Source organism: Thioclava sp. L04-15 (assembly GCF_002020275.1).
Taxonomy (GTDB): domain Bacteria; phylum Pseudomonadota; class Alphaproteobacteria; order Rhodobacterales; family Rhodobacteraceae; genus Thioclava; species Thioclava marina.
The window spans coordinates 1-17,430 of the sequence record NZ_MPZW01000007.1; the positions used below are offsets into that span (position 1 = coordinate 1).

At 64.1% G+C, this 17,430-nt stretch carries 16 protein-coding genes and 1 tRNA gene; 5 read left to right on the forward strand and 12 right to left on the reverse strand.

Translation table 11 applies throughout. From position 1 onward, the window contains the following. Positions 1–39: 39 nt before the first annotated feature. Positions 40–741, reverse strand: coding sequence for a DUF6538 domain-containing protein (locus BMI90_RS14430; RefSeq protein WP_078530204.1), 702 nt, complete (start codon positions 739–741; stop codon positions 40–42). A gap of 158 nt (positions 742–899) precedes the next feature. Next, positions 900–974: transfer RNA gene (locus BMI90_RS14435), tRNA-Gln, on the reverse strand. A gap of 100 nt (positions 975–1,074) precedes the next feature. Here BMI90_RS14435 and BMI90_RS14440 point away from each other — a divergent pair. After that, positions 1,075–2,265, forward strand: coding sequence for an NAD(P)/FAD-dependent oxidoreductase (locus BMI90_RS14440; protein WP_078530205.1), 1,191 nt, complete (start codon positions 1,075–1,077; stop codon positions 2,263–2,265). A 112-nt stretch (positions 2,266–2,377) separates the two neighbouring features. On the opposite strand, the gene BMI90_RS14445 is transcribed toward BMI90_RS14440, so the two are convergent. Continuing rightward, the gene (locus BMI90_RS14445; protein WP_078530206.1) at positions 2,378–3,682 is read right to left on the reverse strand and encodes a UDP-glucose/GDP-mannose dehydrogenase family protein; all 1,305 of its coding nucleotides are present in this window, start codon (positions 3,680–3,682) and stop codon (positions 2,378–2,380) included. 310 nt (positions 3,683–3,992) lie between these two features. On the opposite strand from BMI90_RS14445, the gene BMI90_RS14450 reads away from it, so the two are divergent. Further along, on the forward strand, positions 3,993–4,187 hold the full coding sequence (locus tag BMI90_RS14450; protein WP_146671303.1) for a hypothetical protein: 195 nt from the start codon (positions 3,993–3,995) through the stop codon (positions 4,185–4,187). 155 nt (positions 4,188–4,342) lie between these two features. Here BMI90_RS14450 and BMI90_RS14455 read toward each other — a convergent pair whose 3' ends face one another. Then, a complete protein-coding gene (locus BMI90_RS14455; RefSeq protein WP_078530207.1) occupies positions 4,343–5,038 on the reverse strand; it encodes a YjbF family lipoprotein in 696 nt (231 codons plus the stop codon). Continuing rightward, positions 5,035–7,125: a YjbH domain-containing protein gene (locus tag BMI90_RS14460; protein WP_078530208.1), complete on the reverse strand. Its 2,091-nt coding sequence runs from the start codon at positions 7,123–7,125 to the stop codon at positions 5,035–5,037. Before BMI90_RS14460 ends, BMI90_RS14455 begins: the two co-directional genes overlap by 4 nt. Positions 7,126–7,482: 357 nt before the next feature. On the opposite strand from BMI90_RS14460, the gene BMI90_RS14465 reads away from it, so the two are divergent. Next, positions 7,483–7,992, forward strand: a complete 510-nt coding sequence (locus BMI90_RS14465; protein WP_210401961.1) for a hypothetical protein — start codon at positions 7,483–7,485, stop codon at positions 7,990–7,992. A gap of 52 nt (positions 7,993–8,044) precedes the next feature. Here BMI90_RS14465 and BMI90_RS14470 read toward each other — a convergent pair whose 3' ends face one another. The 7 genes from BMI90_RS14470 to BMI90_RS14500 form a co-directional block, all read right to left on the reverse strand. After that, complete coding sequence (locus BMI90_RS14470) at positions 8,045–9,193, reverse strand: iron-containing alcohol dehydrogenase (protein ID WP_078530209.1); 1,149 nt, start codon at positions 9,191–9,193, stop codon at positions 8,045–8,047. After that, positions 9,190–10,578 (reverse strand): aldehyde dehydrogenase family protein, encoded by a 1,389-nt coding sequence (locus tag BMI90_RS14475; RefSeq protein ID WP_078530210.1) that lies wholly within the window; start codon positions 10,576–10,578, stop codon positions 9,190–9,192. The genes BMI90_RS14470 and BMI90_RS14475 overlap by 4 nt, the downstream gene beginning before the upstream one ends. A gap of 48 nt (positions 10,579–10,626) precedes the next feature. After that, a complete protein-coding gene (locus BMI90_RS14480) occupies positions 10,627–11,991 on the reverse strand; it encodes a glutamine synthetase family protein (protein WP_078530211.1) in 1,365 nt (454 codons plus the stop codon). A 120-nt stretch (positions 11,992–12,111) separates the two neighbouring features. Next, the gene (locus tag BMI90_RS14485; RefSeq protein WP_078530212.1) at positions 12,112–13,146 is read right to left on the reverse strand and encodes a TRAP transporter substrate-binding protein; all 1,035 of its coding nucleotides are present in this window, start codon (positions 13,144–13,146) and stop codon (positions 12,112–12,114) included. Between the two features lie 49 nt (positions 13,147–13,195). Beyond that, positions 13,196–14,521, reverse strand: a complete 1,326-nt coding sequence (locus BMI90_RS14490; protein WP_078530213.1) for a TRAP transporter large permease subunit — start codon at positions 14,519–14,521, stop codon at positions 13,196–13,198. After that, positions 14,521–15,027 carry a TRAP transporter small permease subunit gene (locus BMI90_RS14495; RefSeq protein ID WP_078530214.1) on the reverse strand — a complete coding sequence of 169 codons (507 nt, stop codon included), beginning with the start codon at positions 15,025–15,027 and terminating at the stop codon, positions 14,521–14,523. Before BMI90_RS14495 ends, BMI90_RS14490 begins: the two co-directional genes overlap by 1 nt. After that, the gene (locus BMI90_RS14500) at positions 15,027–15,797 is read right to left on the reverse strand and encodes an N-formylglutamate amidohydrolase (protein ID WP_078530215.1); all 771 of its coding nucleotides are present in this window, start codon (positions 15,795–15,797) and stop codon (positions 15,027–15,029) included. The genes BMI90_RS14495 and BMI90_RS14500 overlap by 1 nt, the downstream gene beginning before the upstream one ends. Before the next feature lie 129 nt (positions 15,798–15,926). Between BMI90_RS14500 and BMI90_RS14505 the strand changes: the two genes are divergently transcribed. Together BMI90_RS14505 and BMI90_RS14510 are read left to right on the forward strand one after the other, a co-directional pair. Further along, the gene (locus BMI90_RS14505; protein ID WP_078530216.1) at positions 15,927–16,796 is read left to right on the forward strand and encodes a MurR/RpiR family transcriptional regulator; all 870 of its coding nucleotides are present in this window, start codon (positions 15,927–15,929) and stop codon (positions 16,794–16,796) included. A 304-nt stretch (positions 16,797–17,100) separates the two neighbouring features. Next, positions 17,101–17,418, forward strand: coding sequence for an antibiotic biosynthesis monooxygenase (locus BMI90_RS14510; RefSeq protein ID WP_078530217.1), 318 nt, complete (start codon positions 17,101–17,103; stop codon positions 17,416–17,418). The last annotated feature ends 12 nt before the right edge of the window (positions 17,419–17,430 follow it).

Here is a 17,430-nt window from a genome sequence, read left to right on the forward strand (position 1 = left end):
AAACTTGTTCGTCGTCTTGCTCATGATGCTCCATCCTACTCAGGAGTTGGAGCCTCCGGCAAACATGGGGCGGTTCACTTGCGCGTTGCCCTCCAAGCTCGTGTTGGCCGAACGCTTCAAGATGATTGCGATCGCAGTCGACAGGAGCACCGGCTTCTGGACGAACACATCGAGGTCTGCGATCCCGTTGTCGTTCAGGAGCGGCTTGGCGCACTGGCGCAACTCGTCACCCTCGAGGATCTCGGTCTCGATTTCGATCAAGCGCCGTTTGAGGCCAATCGCCTGGCGGCCAAGATCAGGATCGAGCGGCTCGGGGGCAGAAATGCCGATCAGCTTCGTCGCTGCGTCGAGCAGATTGCGGACACCGTCCCAATTTCCCTGGCGCGCAGCCCTCCTGAGCGCTTTGTTCTCAGTCTCCAGTTCCTCGATGCGCGCGTCGAGCTCGGCGTCGCTCGTTTTCGTCATCTCGTATTGTGTCTCGAGAAGCCGTGCGAGCTCGGCGCGCAATATCTCCGTCAGCAGGGCTTTTGCGTCTTCTTTCGTCAGTGTGTCGTTCAGAATTGCGTCCACGATCTTTTCTTTCTCTTGCTCGTAGACCGCGAGCAGCGCAGCGGCGCGCTTCACGGCATCGGCTGGGAGATCGGTGCGCAAGGAGAGGCACAAAAAATGGTTTGAATCCCGATTTTCACCGGCGAGGGGCAGACGCTTTCGGAAATAGAAGATCCGGCCGCGCCGCATCATATAAGGGCCAGCCGAGAACGGGTGCTTTCGGGAAATGGACAGGCGAGGTCCGCCACGCCTGTGTGTCACACCGTGTGTTACAGTTTTTGCAGGCTGTAACACACGTGGGGTGATACGAGGGCTATCAGCCCTTGTTTCATTGGCGCTGTCGAAAAAAGTGGCTGGGGCGGTAGGATTCGAACCTACGGTGCGCGGTACCAAAAACCGGTGCCTTACCACTTGGCTACGCCCCAACGTGGAGCGGTGTTTAGCCAAGCTCGGGCGGGGCTTCAAGAGGAAAATCGGAAGAAATTTCGATTGCGTGCAGATCGGCTCTCGGGCAGGAGGCGGGGCATGGAACGAAGTGATGTGGTGATCCTCGGTGCGGGCGCGGCGGGGCTGATGGCGGGGATCGAGGCAGGGCGCCGCGGGCGTTCGGTCACGGTGCTCGATCATGCGCGCAACCCCGGCGAAAAGATCCGGATTTCGGGCGGGGGGCGGTGTAATTTCACCAACCGGCTTCTGACGCGCCAGAATGCGTCCGAGCGGTTCCTGTCCCGCAATCCCCGCTTCGCACTCTCCGCACTGTCTCGCTACACGCCCGCCGATTTCATCGCGCGGGTCGAGGGCGCGGGCATCGCCTGGCACGAGAAACATCTGGGCCAGCTCTTCTGCGACGGCAAGGCCACGCTGATCGTGCAGATGCTGGTCGAGGATCTGCGTGCATCAGGGGGGCGCCTCCAGCTTGAGACATCGATCGAGAGCCTGCGACGCGTCGGAGAGGGATTCGTCGTCGAGACGTCGGCGGGCCCCATCGCGGCGGAGGCGGTGATCGTGGCGACCGGCGGCAAATCGATCCCGAAAATGGGCGCCACCGGGCTTGGGTACGAAATCGCCAAAAGCTTCGATATCGAGATCGTCGAGACACGTCCCGCGCTGGTGCCGCTCACTTTCGCAGAGCAGGAACTTGCGCGCACCGCGCCGTTGGCCGGGCTCGCCCGCGCCGCCCGCGTGAGCCACGGCAAGACCCGCTTCGACGAGGATTTGCTCTTCACCCATCGCGGCCTCTCTGGCCCGGCGGTCCTGCAGATCTCGAGCTACTGGCGCGAAGGCGATGCAATCACGATCGACCTCATGCCGGAGGGGGATATCGCGGCGCTCCTGGCCGCGCAGCGCGCCGAGGCAGGCAAGCAGGCGCTCCATAACGCGCTTGCGCGCCATGTTCCCGAGAAACTCGCGCAATTCGTCGTGGCCGAGGCGGGGCTGACGGGCCGGCTGGCGGATCAATCCAACAAGGCGTTGGCGTGTCTGGCGGAGCAGATGCATCGCTGGCAGGTGCGCCCGGTGGGCTCGGAGGGCTACCGCACGGCCGAGGTCACGCTGGGCGGTGTCGAGACGGATGAACTCGACGCAAAGACGATGGAGGCCCGCCGCGTGCCGGGGCTCTATTTCATCGGAGAGGTGGTCGATGTGACGGGTTGGCTCGGCGGCTATAATTTCCAGTGGGCCTGGGCCTCGGGTTGGGCGGCAGGGCAGGCGGCCTGAAAGGCGCGCCTCTTCTTCTTGATGAAAATATCTCGGGGGGTGAATTCGGCGAAAGCCGAAGAGGGGGGGCAGCGCCCCCCAATTCCGTTTCCCCCTTGCGCGGTATCGGGTCTTACCGCCCGACGCCCACATAGGCCTCGAACCCGGCCTTCTTGGCATCCTTGTGATGGTAGATGTTGCGCAGGTCGGCCATGCGCGGGGTCTCCATCTTCTTCGCGAGCTTCTTGAGATCGAGGGCGCGGAACTCGTTCCACTCGGTCAGGATCACCACGCAATCGGCCTTGGCGGCGGCCTTGTAGGCGTCATCGACCCATTGCACGCCCGGCAGCAGGGCCTCGCCCTCGCGCTGGCCCTGCGGGTCGACCACGCGCACCTTGGCACCACCGCCCACCAGCGCGGGCACGATGGTCAGGGCAGGGGCTTCGCGCATGTCATCGGTGTTGGGTTTGAAGGTCACGCCGAAGACCGCGATCGTCTTGCCGTTCACCGATCCGCCGCAAAGATCGACGATCTTCTCGATCATCCGGCGCTTGATCTCGTCATTGACCTTGATGACGGTCTCGACGATCTCCATCGGGCAGGAATAGTCCTGACCGATCCGCGCCAGCGCCGCAGTGTCCTTCGGGAAGCACGAGCCGCCATAGCCCGGACCCGCATGCAAGAACTTGTTGCCGATCCGCCCGTCGAGCCCCATCCCGCGCGAGACCTGCTTGATATCGGCGCCGGTCTTTTCGCACAGCCGCGCGATCTCGTTGATGAAGGTGATCTTCGTCGCGAGGAAGGCGTTGGCAGCGTATTTGATCATCTCCGCGGTCTCCAGATCCGTGTAGAGGATCGGGAATTCGCGCAGGAAGAGCGGGCGATAGATCTCGCCCATCACCGCTTCGGCCTTCTCCGAGGTGGTGCCGACGACCACGCGGTCAGGACGCATGAAATCGTCGATCGCGGCACCTTCGCGCAGGAACTCGGGGTTCGAGGCCACGTCGAACTCGGCATTCGGATTGGCCTTGCGGATGGTTTGCTTGACCTGGCGGTTGGTGCCCACCGGAACGGTCGACTTGGTCACGATCACCGCATAGCCGGTCAGCGCGTTCGCGATCTCCTCGGCGGCCGCCATCACGTAAGTCAGATCGGCATGACCGTCGCCGCGCCGCGTGGGCGTGCCCACCGCGATGAAGACCGCATCGGCGCCCGCAACGGCGGATTTGAGATCGGTGGAAAAGCTCAGACGGCCCGCCTCGACATTCTTGGCCAGCAGCGCATCGAGCCCCGGCTCGTAAATCGGGACCTCGCCTTTGAGCAGCATCTCGATCTTCTCGGGGTTCTTGTCGACGCAGACCACCTCATGGCCGAAATCCGAGAAACATACCCCGGAGACGAGCCCGACATAGCCCGTGCCGATCATTGCGATTTTCATAGTGTGACGCCCCTTGTGGCTGCCTTGTCTTTCGTGATTCCCGCTCCGCGCCGTCCTTGGGCCGGATCGGGCAACCCCTCGTGTTTCTTCTCAGAATCCGGACGATAAAACGAGAGGCGAAACGCCGCCCCGGGTTGGTTGCGGCGGAATTCTGGCCATTTCATGCAAGAAAAGTGCCAAACTGCAACAGTCTTTAATGCCACGTGATGAGGTCACGAATTTCCCCCTTTGCAATCAAGATTAGCTGTGTAAATCTCGCCCGGAAGCTGCCAGTTATGGGTGGCTCCTTACGGTAATGACGGAGATTACTATGAAAAAGATCGCTACCATCGCTCTCGCTCTCGCCCTCGGCCTCACCGGCTCGACCGCTTTCGCCGGCGGCTACACCGCTCCGGTCGTTGAGCCCGAGCCCGTTGTGGTTCAGCAGTCGTCGTCCTCGAACCCGGCGATCGTTGTTCCGATCCTGCTGCTGGTTGCCGTGGCTGTCGCTGCGTCGAACAACTAATTTCGGGTAACACCGATTTTGGAAGGGGCCGGACGCATGCGTTCCGGCCCTCTTTCATATCCGGACAGGAGGGGTAGGGCCTGACAGTCCGGGGACTGGAAAAAGCCCGCGTCTTTGCGCGGGCTTTTTTCGTTTCGGAAGAGGGAGGCGGGCGCTCAGTTGCGCAGCTGTTGGATCGCCACGTATCCAAGCGCAGGCCCGATCCATTGGCGCGACGCGAGGATCGTGCCGTTGCCCTCCACCAGATAGCTCAGGTCAAGCGTGACGCCAGAGCCTTCGCAACGTTCGGCTACCTGCCGGGCCGAGATTCCGCCCTGATCGACGATGCCCGCGGGCTGGATCGTGCAGGTGACGGGCAGGGGGCGTTCCGCCCCGTCGCCGTCGAGATAACGGAAGGTTCGTTTCGCGGTGCCTGCCTTGCGCGCATGGATCAGCGCGCCTGCCGCAGACGTATCGGCCGACATCAGGTCGCGCCCGAGGCCGCGCGTGCCCGCAAGCAGCCCGTCACGCAGGATGAAGGCGCGGGCATCGGGCGTCTGGTAGGTGCGCATCGCCCCGTTCTCGCCGCGCATCGCGCCCACGGTCGAGGCGTTGCCCGCCTCGAAGGTCACGAGGATGACGGGGCCCTGGATCGATTGCAGAGCCGCCGCCGCGAGGCTTGCCGGGTCGCTGGGTGCAGCCGGGGCCGCGTCCGCTTTCTTGCCGGGAAGGATCTTGCCGAAGGCCGATTTCACCATCGTGCCGCCGACCGAGCCGCCTTCCTGCACGCCGGCGCTGTCGTGGTTCGAGCAGCCCGCAAGCAGGCCGAGGCCCAGAACCGCCCCGAACAGGGCGCGAGGGGCCCCGCTCATCGCCAGAACCTCCCCCAGTCACGATAGAGACCGCCCTGGTGGCTGCCCTCGAGCGTCTCGTAGAGCCGCCCGTCGACATTCACCTGAGCGCCGCCATCGCCGACCGACGGCCGGATCGTCGTCGAGAAGCTCTTGAGCGAGGGCTGGCCGGTCGCGTACCCCAGCGGGATCGTCAGGCGGATGCCCTTGTCGAAGTGGCCGTCGCCGAACTCCTCTTCCGACATGTCGGTGAAGGTCGCGAAAGCGCCGATCTTCCAGCCGTTGGCCATCTCGCGGTCGAGCGAAATCGTCGCGCCCCAATCCTCTGCGAGGTAGCGACCGACATCGAGCTGGCCGGTCAACCCGTCGCCGAAGTCGTAATAGGCCGAGACGAAGCCGGTGACCGTGTCGTAATCCTGGAAGCCGAAGCGCTGGTCGAAATCACGCTGCTTGACCCAGTTCAGCTCGGCCCCGAGCGCAAGGCGGCTGTCGACGGGCTTCCACAGCAATTCGCCCGAAATCCCGCCATACATCCGCTCGAGATAGCCCACGGTGACGCGCGAATAGAGATCCTTGCCCGGGCGCCCATAGGCCGCGAAGGTCAGGTTCTGAAGCGCGAGATCGCCGTGTTTCTGGTATTCGTAGATGTCGCTGCGTACATGCGGCACGGTCGAGGTGGAGGTGGTGGTAACCTCGTCGAGATTGCCCAGAACCTTCTGGCGCACCTCGCCCGCAAGCACGAGCCCGGGCGCGAATTCGTAACGTGCCTTGATCGCAAAGCCCATATCGGCATGCAGCCCTTCGCCCGGATCGAAGGGCGACAGCTCGAGGTAGGGGCCGATGCCCCAGAGCAGGCGTGGATAGAGCCCAGCCGTCTGTACATAGCCCTGATTGCCGCGCTCGGCCTCGCCGATCTGCGCGACAGCCGCGATCTGGGTCGAGGGGCCGTTTTCCAGCCGCTCGATATCGCTGCGCGAGAGGGTCGTCGTCGAGGCGGGCATGCCGCGCTCAACCAGCGTGATCTTGATCGTCTCGACCGAAGCGGGCAGGGCGCGCGTCGCGATGCGCGCGGCATGGCCGATCGCCTGCGGGTTGGCGCGATAGGTCTCGTTCGAGATCCGCAGATCGGCGGAGGTCGGGCTCAGCTTGAGCGATTCCAGAACCTGCCCGTCCTTGCGCAGCGCATCGGCGATCGCGGTCTGGATCGCGGGGCGGGCGGTCGAGTCATTGGCCCAGTCGGTCGACCAGGCCTCCGGGTCGGCCGCGCGTGCGGGGCGCGGCGCGACCGGGATCGGGGCGCGCTCGAGCCCCGAGGGGGCGACCGGATGACGCGGATCGAGCGCGATGTTGAATTGCAGCCCAAGCTTGTCGCCGTGCAGCACGTAGCCCGAGACCGAGGCGATCTGGTTGATCCTGTAATCGACGCCGAAGTTGAACGGCGTCTTGACGTCAATCTCGCCCGCGGCCTCCTGCGCCGAATAGGCGTCCTTGGAGTATTCCGCCTTCAGCGTGAGCTTTTCGGTGGCTTGCCAGGCGATCGACGCGAAGGGTGCCGAGGGGCCCTTGAACCAGGCCTCCGAGTTCAACCCGCCCGTCGTGGAGGGGGCAGGGCGCGTGCCGCCACCCGAGCCGTCCGAACCGAGCCGACCCCAGCCCCAACCGATGCTGGCACGCAGGCGCGGTGTGATGGTCTTGGTCGCGACCACATATTCCGAGGCGTAGATCCCATTGTCGAAGATGTCGCGCAGGCCGACGGCGAAGGCCGGGCGCCAGCCCTTTTCGTTCAGCACCTGGAGATGCAGATCGAGGCTGCGATCCTTAAGCGTATCGCCCGCATCGAGCCCCTGCTCGCGCGAGTAACGCACGGTCGCGGTCAGGCGCGGGAAGACCTGAAAGGAGAAGTTCGCGCGCTGGCTGCCCTGATAGCCCGAGAGCGAGCCCACCAATTCGCCATCGCGGAAGACCTCGGCGGTGGGGGTGTCGATCGCACCGGGTGCGCCAAGCGTTCCGACGCTCCAGGCGATGGTCGATTCCGCCCCCGCCGGTTGCGCGAGCCCCATGCCCGCCAGAAGCGCCGTCGTCGCGATGCCGCCCGTGATCCGTTTCATCCGTCTTCCCCGAAGGTTCGTTCCCAGTCTGAGGCCTTTCGTAACCGCTTTTGCACGCGCGCGCGAGAGGCGAGTGAAGATGTGTGAACGGGCGTTGCAGTTTGGCGGCATGGGGGCAGTCGATCTGCGCCCTCAAAGCGTGCGCAATCACCCTGAGCGCAACATCTGCGGCCACCCCTTGGAGCGGGGCGATCCGCGATGGGGCTGCGCCAGTCCGGCGTTCGCGATGTGCGCGCGTTCGCCGGGGCGTCCTGCGGCTGGGGGGCGATTGGCCCCGACCTGCCCCCTGCGGCAATCTGTCAGAATGATCTCTCGAAAATATATGTTATCTGATAACATAACGAAGCGAGGAGCCCGATGTCGCAACCTGCCGAGCATATGCCGAACGCGCGCCGCCATGGTCATGGCAAGGGCCATGGCCCCGCCCATGCCGCGCGGCATCAGCAGGACCAGCACGATTTCCACACGCTTCTGAAGCATCACGCCCAGATCGCCCGCGAGGTCACCGAGACCCCTGACGGCATCATCGCCACCACGCGTTCGCACGATCCGCAGATCGCGGCGCTGATCCGCAAACACGCGGTCTCGATGCATGAGCGGATGGAGAAGGGCCTTGGCTTGCGCAACTGGGATCCGGCTTTCGCCGAGATCTTCGCGCAGGCCGACAAGGTCGAGATGCAGATCGAATTGCTGCCCGATGGCGTGCGCGTCATCGAGCGGTCCGATGATCCGAATGTGGCGATCCTGATCCACGCGCATGGCGCGGTGGTCTCGGGCTTCGTCGAAGGCGGAGCAAAGGTCGCGGCTCACGAGAGCCCCTTGCCCGACGCCTATATCCGAATGGCCGGCTCGTCACCGGTCGGGTGAGCGATCCGGCGGCACGCTGCGTCCCTAGTGCCGCCGGATCCGCCCTTATTTCTTAAATGCAGGACTCGAACAGCGCGCGGGTGTTCTCGCGCGTCATCTCGACCGGGTTGCCGCCGCAGGAGGGATCTTCCAGCGCCATATCCGTCAGCATGTCGAGGTCTTCCGCTTTCACGCCCATCGCGGTGAGGTTGGCGGGGATACCCAGCTCGGTGCGCAGGCTCTCGACGCGCGCCTTGAAGCCCTCGAACCCGCCCGCGATGCCTAGGTAAGCCGCCGCTTGCGTGATCTTCTCCTCGATGGCGTCGCGGTTGAAATCGAGCACCATCGGCATCACGCAGGCATTGGTCGTGCCGTGATGGGTGCCGTAGACCGCCCCGACCGGGTGGCTGAGCGAATGGATCGCGCCAAGCCCTTTCTGGAACGCGACCGCCCCCATCGCCGCCGCCGACATCATATGCGCGCGCGCCTCGATATCGGTCGGGGTGGCGTAGGCCTTGGGCAGGTTCTCGAACACCAGCCGCATGCCTTCGAGCGCGATGCCCTGGCTCATCGGGTGGTAGAAGGGCGAGCAGAACGCCTCGAGGCAATGCGCCAGAGCGTCCATCCCGGTGCCAGCCGTGATGAAGGCGGGCATGCCCACCGTCAGCTCCGGGTCGCAGATCGTGACCACCGGCAGCAGTTTCGGGTGGAAGATGATCTTCTTCTTGTGGGTCTCGGAGTTGGTCAGAACGCCCGCGCGCCCCACTTCAGAACCGGTGCCTGCCGTGGTCGGCACCGCGATGATCGGTGCGATCGTGTCGGGGTTGGCCCGCGTCCACCAGTCGCCGATATCCTCGAGATCCCAGACGCTTACCGACTGATCCACCATCAGCGCGATCATCTTGCCCAGATCGAGCGCCGAGCCGCCGCCGAAGCACACGACCCCGTCATGCCCGCCCGCGCGATAGACCTTGAGCCCGTCTTCCATGTTCTTCTCGTTCGGGTTCGGATCGACCTGCGAGAAGACCGCGCGGCCCAGACCTGCGGAGTCGAGAATTTCCAACGCCTGCGCGGTGATCGGCAGGCTCGCCAGCGCCTTGTCGGTCACCAGAAGCGGCTTGGTGATGCCTGCGGCCTTGCAGTGATCGGCCAGTTCCTTGACCCGGCCGGGGCCGAATTTGATCGCGGTCGGATAGGACCAGTTGGCGGTGGGGGCGCTCATTTCGTCACCTTCTTGAGATGGTAGGATTTGGGTCGGGTCAGCGCGTGATAGCCGAGCACGGAGAGCGAGCCGCCACGGCCCGTTTCCTTGCAGCCCGTCCAACACAGCGCCGGGTCGAGATAGTCGCAGCGGTTCATGAAGACCGTGCCGGTCTGCAGCCGGGCGCCGATCGCCTCGGCGCGCACCGGATCGGCGGTCCAGATCGAGCAGGTCAGCCCGTAGTCGCAATCGTTCATCGCGGCGATGGCTTCCTCGTCGTCCTTCACCGACATGATGCCGACGACGGGGCCGAAGCTCTCCTCGCGCATCACGCGCATCTCGTGGTTCACATCGACGAGGATCTGCGGCGCGAGATAGGCGCCGCCGTCATCGGCCGGGAACAGCGCCGGGTCCAGCAGCGGCTTTGCCCCGTCGGTGATCGCATCTTCGATCTGGCCGCGCACGACATCGGCAAAGCGCTTGTTCGCCATCGGACCGATCGTGGTTTCCGGCTCGAACGGGTTGCCGAGTTTCAGCTTGCTCGCCCAGTCCACGGCCTTCTCGACGAAGGCGTCATACAGGCTTTCATGGACATAGATCCGCTCGATCCCGCAGCAGCACTGGCCCGCGTTGAACAGCGCGCCATCCATCAGCCCGTCGACTGCGGCATCGAGATCGGCATCCTTGGCCACATAACCCGGGTCCTTGCCGCCCAGCTCCAGCCCCATGCCCACGAAGGTACCCGCCGCGGCTTTCTCGATATTGCGCCCGCCACCGACCGAGCCGGTGAAGTTGATGAAGTCGAAGGCGCGCTCGCCCAGCAGCGTCTCGGTCACCTCATGGCTGAGGAAGACGTTCTGGAACACGTCCTGCGGGATGCCCGCCTCGTGGAAGGCCTCGGCGATGCGCTCGCCCACCATCAGCGTTTGCGTGGCGTGTTTCAGCATCACCGTATTGCCCGCGATCAGCGCCGGCACGAGCGAGTTGATGACCGTCATGTAAGGGTAGTTCCACGGCGCGATGATCAGCACGAGGCCCACCGGCTCGCGGGTGATCTGGCGCAGGAAGGCCGGGCTTTCCTCGACCACCATCGGCGCGAGCGCACTTTCCGCGATCGAGGCCATGTAGCCCGCGCGCTCGTTCATGCCGCCGAATTCGCCGCCATAGCGGGTGGGGCGGCCCATCTGCCAGGCCAGCTCCTCGACGACCTGGTCCTTCTTCTCGTTGAGCTTGGCGATACCAGCCTCGACGAGCTTGATCCGCTCGGCCAGCGGACGCGCCGCCCAATCGGCCTGGGCCGCCTTGAGCTGCGCGACCATCGCCTGCGCCTCCGGGTGGGAGAGCGTCTTGCGCTCGGCATAGACCTGCCCGTCGACGGGCGAGATGCATTGGATCACTTTCGACATCATGTCTCCTTGCGGGCGTCCACGGCCCGCGGTCTCACTTTCAAAAACTCAGGCGCGCTCGAAGCCGCGCATCCGTTCCCAATCGGTCACGACGCGGTTCTGCTCTTCCAGCTCCCAGCGCGCGGCACGGGCGTAATGGGCGACCACCTCAGGGCCGAAGGCCTCCTTCAGCATCGCGCTGCCTTCCAGCGCGCCGAGCGCCTCGCCCAGAGATTTGGGCACCTCGGTCACTTCGCCCGCCTTGTAGATATCGCCTGCGGCTTCCGGCCCCGGGTCCATCTCGCCCTCGATCCCCGCGAGCCCCGCCGCGAGCAGCGCGGCACAGGCGAGGTAGGGGTTCAGGTCTGCCCCGCCGATCCGGCATTCCACGCGGATGCTCTTGGTGCCCTCGCCGCAGATGCGGAAGCCCGCGGTGCGGTTGTCGAGCGACCAGACCGCTTTCGTCGGCGCGAACAGCCCCTCGCAGAAACGCTTGTAGCTGTTGGTGTAGGGAGCGAGGAAATAGGTGATCTCGCGGGCATGGGCCAGCTGCCCGCCAAGGTATTGATGCATCAGCTCGGACATGCCGTTGGGCGCCTCCGCATCGAAGAAGACGGGCTTGCCAGCTTTCCACAGCGACTGGTGCACATGGCTCGACGAGCCCGCCTTGTCGGTGTGGTATTTCGCCATGAAGGTCGCCGAGAGCCCATGCGACTGCGCCACTTCCTTCGCGCATTGCTTCACCAGCACATGCATGTCGGCGGTCTCGAGCCCGCCCGAGTATTTCACGTTCAGCTCTTCCTGACCGCGCTCGGCCTCGCCCTTCGAGCACTCCACCGGGATGCCCGCGCGGTAAAGCGCATTACGCATGTCGCGCATCGCGGGCTCGCAGCGGGAATTGCCGAAGATCGAGTAATCGACATTGTAGCGCGCCACCGGGGTCGGGTCGGGATAGCCCGCGTCGAACAGCTCGGGGTAGCTTTCCTCGAACAGAAAGAACTCCAGCTCAGTCGCCATCATCACGTCATAGCCCATCTCCTTCGCGCGCCCGATCTGGCGCTTGAGGACCGAGCGCGGCGCATGGGGCACCGGCTGATGGGTGTGATGGTCGAGCAGATCGCAGATCACCAGCGCCGTGCCCGGCACCCAGGGAATCAGGCGCAGCGTCTCCATGTCGGGTTTCATGACATAGTCGCCGTAACCGCGCTCCCAGCTCGAGGCCTCGTAGCCCTGAACCGTGGCCATCTCGAGATCGGTGGCGAGAAGGTAGTTGCAGCAATGTGTCTCCTGCCAGCCGCTATCCACGAAATGCTGGGCGTGGAAACGCTTGCCCTGAAGGCGGCCCTGCATGTCCACCAGTGCGGCGATCACGGTGTCGATCTCGCCGGCCTTCACGGCCTTCTTGAGCGCGTCGAACGAGAATTTGGCGGTCATTGGCTCCTCCGGGGTTTGAATGCGCCTCGCGACACTGCCGCGAGGCGAGGCGCCCGGCAAGAGCCGGACGTGGGGCAGGGCGCGCGGAACCGATCAAAGCGTCGCGCGCCCGCGATGTCGTCAGCCGTAGCGGTAGGGCGGGCCTGCCTTCGCCATGGTGTCGTTGTATTTCTTGAAGATGTCCACGACCTTCGCCTTGAGCGGGCTTTCGGCAGCGATTTCGTCCCAGAACTTGTGGGCGGCGTCTTCGACCTGTTTCCACTCGGCATCGGGGATCGTGGTCAGCTGCATCTCGGTGCCGTCCACGCGCAGCTTCGCTTCGCCCGACCAGTACCAGTACTGGCGGTGGTAATGCGACTGGTCGAAGCAGGTCTTCATCAGCGTCTTGAGACGATCCGGGACCTCGTTCCAGCGATCCATGTTGGCAAAGAAATGCCCGATCCACGCGCCCGAGATGTTGTTGGTCAGGAAGTAGGGCGCGTTCTTGCCCCAGCCCGAGGTGTAATCCTCGGTGATGCCCGACCAGGCGACACCGTCGAGCTCGCCGGTCTGAAGCGCGACTTCGACGTCTTCCCACGGGATCGTCACCGGCACGACGCCGAATTGCGCGAGGAAGCGCCCCGCGGTCGGGAAGGTGAAGACCCGCTTGCCATTGAGATCGGCCAGCGACTTCACCGGCTCTTTCATCGCGAAGTTGCACGGATCCCACGAGCCCGCCGAGATGTGCTTGATGCCGACGGCCGAATACTGCTCGTCCCAGATCTCGTTGAGACCCCATTCGTTGAACAGCGTCGGCACGTCGAGCGAATAACGCAGCCCGAAGGGGAAGTAGCCGCCGAAGACGGTCACTTCGGTCGGCGAGGCCATCGAGTCGTCATCCGACTGGACCGCGTCGATCGTGCCCGACTGCATCGCGCGGAACAGCTCCGAGGTCGGCACGAGTTGGTCGGCGTAATAGAGTTCGATCTCCATCTGACCGTCAGCGATCTCGTTGAAGGTCTTGATGCAGTTGTCCACGACCTGTTCGGCGAGTGCCGGACCTGCATAGGTCTGCATCCGCCACTTGATCTTGGATTGCGCGAGCGCGGGCGCCGCGAGACCGGCTGCCGCCGCCCCCACCGCCCCGGTGGTCAGAAACTTACGTCTTGTCGTCATCTTTCACTCTCCTTGTTGGTAGGAAAGGCCCGGTTTGTCCGGGCTCTGGTTATCGTCCCAAAAACGCATGCGGCAGCCAAAGCGCCAGCTGCGGGAAGATCATCACGAGGATCAGCGTCAGGACCATGACGCCCACGAAAGGGATCACCGAGGCATAGATCACCGGCAAGGTGAACTCCTTCGGCGCCATCGCCTTCATCAGGAACAGGTTATAGCCGAAGGGCGGCGTCAGATAGGCAACCTGACAGGTGATGGTATAAAGGACACCATACCAGATCATGTCGAAGCCCAGATGCCGCGCGAGGCTGACATAGACCGGCGCCACGATCACCAGCATCGCCGTGTCGTCGAGGAACATCCCCATCACCAGAAAGCTCAGCTGCATCAGGATCAGGATCTGCCATGGGCCGAGGCCGAGGCTCTCGGTGAAGAAATCCTCGATCGCGCGGCCAGCGCCCAAGCCATCGAACACCGCGCCGAACGACAGCGCCGCGGTGATGATCAGCATGAACATCACGGTGATCTTGAGCGTGTTCTCGGTCGAGACCTTGAAGACCTGCCAGGTGAAGCGGCGCTTCACCGCCGCCGCCAGCACGGCCGAGAGCGCGCCGATCACCGAAGCTTCGGTCAGGCTCGCCCAACCCTTCAGGAAGGGCACCATCATCGCCACGAAGATGAAGACCGGCATCAGGCCCGCGCGCAGTAGCCGCAGCTTTTCGCGCATGGTGATCGCGGCGCGTTCCTCGGCATCCATCGGCGGCGCGAGATCGGGGTTCAGTTTGCAGCGGATCACGATATAGGCGACGAAGAGCGTGGCCATCAGCAGCCCCGGAATGGCGCCCGCGAGCCATAGCTCGGACACCGGCTGGCGCGCGATCAGCGAGAACAGCACCAGCACGACCGAGGGCGGGATCAGGATGCCAAGGCTCGACCCGGCCTGAATCACGCCCGAGATCATCAGCTTGTCGTAATTCCGGCGCAACAGCTCCGGCAACGCGATCGTCGCGCCAATCGCCATGCCCGCGACCGACAGCCCGTTCATCACCGAGATCATCACCATCAGCAGGATCGTCCCGATCGCGAGCCCACCCGGCAATGGCCCGAACCAGACGTGGAACATCCGGTAAAGATCCTCGGCCAGCCGGCTCTCGGACATCACGTAGCCCATATAGACGAACATCGGCAGCGTCAGCAGCGGCGTCCACTTCATCAGCTTCATCACCGAGCCGAAGCCCATCTGCGTGCCACCGGGCCCCCAGAGCGCGAAGGCCGCCACGACCGCGACGAAGCCGATCGCGCCGAAGACCCGCTGACCGGTCAGCATCATCAACAGCATCGTCGAGAACATCAGTAGGGCGATGGTGTTGTGATCCATCAGATTTCCTCCCCGCGGATCGTCGCGATGTCGCGGATCAGAAGAGCGCTCGCCTGCAACAGCATCATTGCGAAACCGAAGGTGATGATCGTCTTGATCGGCCAGAGATAGGGCCGCCAGGCGGTCGGGTTCCGCTCGTTATATTCGAACGCGTAAACCGTGGAATCGAAGGCCGAGTAGACCATGATCCCGAGATAGAACATCAGTGCGAAGACGGTGAACGCATCCCACCAGGCCTGACCTTTCGGGGACCAGCGCGAATAGAGAAGGTCCATGCGCACATTCGCGTCCCCCTGCAGCGACCACGGCGCGCCGAGCATGTAATAGGCCACCAGCGTGAACTGGGCCATCTCCAGCGTCCAGAGCGCGGGGATATGCAGGATCTTCGTCGCCGACGAAAACAGCATGATCGCCATGATCACGTAGAGCAGATACATCGCCACTTTCCCGAGGCGACGGTTGAACCCCTCGACAAAGCGGACATAGGCGCGGATCCATCCCGGCATCAGGCGGCCTCCCCGGTCTGAGTTTCGATGCGCGCGATCGCAGCTTGCAGTACCGGCGCGAGAGTCGCGGCCATCGCGGACTGCGCGCTCGCATCGGCGATCAGGTCGTTGCGCAGCTCCAGCATCACGTTCGGGAGCCCCATCGGGGTCGCCTGCAACGCGAGCGTATGGGTCACGCCATCGGCGCCCGAATAGGGCTCGTTGAGCCGCGCATCGAGGCCCGTTCGCGCCTGCGCCTCCGCCAGCACGGCCTCTGCGAGAGTGGCATCGGCATCGTGGATGATACCCAGTTCGACATCCCGGCGCTGCCCGAAATAGAGCGGCGTGAAGGAATGCACCGTCACGATCACAGGGGCAGCACCGCGCGCGAGCCTTCCCGCGATCAGCGCGCGCAGCTCGGCATGGAAGGGCAGGTAGAGCGCCTCTGTCCGCGCCGCACGCGCGGCCCGCGTCAGCCCTATGTTCCCGGGAATATCATGGACTTCCGAACGTTCCGGCATCGCGCCCGCGTGCTGCGGCGGGCGGTTGAGATCATAGATCAGCCGCGATTGGCAGGCATGGGCCAGCGGCGCATCCAGTGCCTCGGCCAGCCCTTTCGCCAGCCCCAGCGCACCCGGATCCCAGGCGATATGCGCGTCGCGCTGCTCGGCGCTCAGCCCCAGATCGCCCCAGGGCGCGGGGAAGGCATTCGAGGCGTGCTCGCAGATCACGACGCAACGCCCCTTCCGGGCGGCCCCTTCGATCCGGATCGGTGCTATACTCCCGCTCACCCCAGTCCCCGATTCCCGCTTGCAACTCGCATTCAGGCTCGCCTCGCGTGCCCTTTTGTGTCAAGATATTTTCAGAATTTGTTTTTCTGTTACGATCTGTTCGATCCTTTTGGGCAAGGAGTGCACAATTTGGCGGCAGTCTCGCAAAGCATCGAAGACCAGATCTCGGGCGCCATCGAAGAGATGACCCGGGCCGAGAAGCAGCTCGCCAGCCATATCCTGCGCCATTACCCGATGTCGCTTCTGGGCTCGGTGACGCAGCTCGCCCGCGCCGCCGAGGTGTCGTCGCCGACCGTGGTGCGGCTCGCGCAGAAGATGGGTTTCGGCGGCTATCCCGGGTTGCAACAGGCGGTGCGCGACGAGCTGGAGGCGCAGCTTGTCTCGCCGCTGGTGAAACACGACCGCTGGGCCGGGGACGCGCCCGAGACTCATATGCTCAACCGTTTCGCCGATGCGGTGCTGGGCAATCTGCAAGCCACGCTGAAACAGATCGACCATGCGCAATTCGATGCGGCCGCCGCCCTTCTGGCCGATCCGAACCGCCGCATCTTCGCCACGGGCGGGCGCATCACCCTGCCGATCGCGCAATATTTCGTCTCGCATATGAAGGTGATCCGGCCCGGCGTCGAGTTGCTCGAACCGGTGTCGAACGCCTGGCCGCCCGCGCTTCTGGAGATGCGCAAGGGGGATGCGCTTCTCGTTTTCGATATCCGGCGTTACGAGAACACGGTGCTGCAACTGGTGGAAATGGCGGCCGATCAGGGCGTCGAGGTGATCCTGTTCACCGACCCCTGGGTCAGCCCCGCCGCCGCCCATGCCCGGTTCCGTTTCTCTGCCCAGATCGAGGTGCCCTCGGCCTGGGATTCGACCGTTGCGATCCAGGTGCTGGTCGAGACGCTGATGGCCGCCGTGCAATCGCTCACCTGGGAAGAGACCGAGGCCCGGATGAAGCGCCTCGAAGAGCTCTACGACCGCGCGCGCTTCTTCCGGCGGAAGTAAGGGGGCGCTGCCCCCGTCTCCTTCGGAGACTCCCCCGAGATATTTAGATCAAGAAGAAGCGGAACGGACCGCATCTTCTTCTTGATGAAAATATCTCGGGGGTGAATGGCCGATAGGCCAGAGGGGGCAGCGCCCCCTAGGCGAATTCGCCGGGCGCGGCGAGCTGGTTCGTCGGTGCCGAGCTGATCCGCATCGTTTTGATCGTGCCGATCCCGGCGCGGGCTTTGCTGCCGCTGCAGGCGCGCGAAAAGAGCGGTGATTTTCACGCGCATCTGTGCGAGCATGAGCCGGAGGAGGACCGCCCATGACCGAGATTTCCAGCGATTTCAACGGGCAGACCGTGATCTGCACCTTCGAGATGACCCCCGCCACCGCCGACGAGCTTATGGAGAAGCTTCAGTCGGCCTATTCGGAAGTGATCTCGAAAGCGCCCGGCTTCGTTGGCGCGGGGTTGCATATGAATGATGCACGTACCCGCATCGCCACCTATTCGAAATGGGCAGAGCGCGGGGATTATCAGGCAATGCTGCGCAGCCCCGAGATGATCGCCCGCAACCGGGTGATCAACACGCTTTGCCGGAGCTTCGAGCCGGTGATGTACGAGGTCGCGGCAGATTTCTGAGCGGCGCCTGCG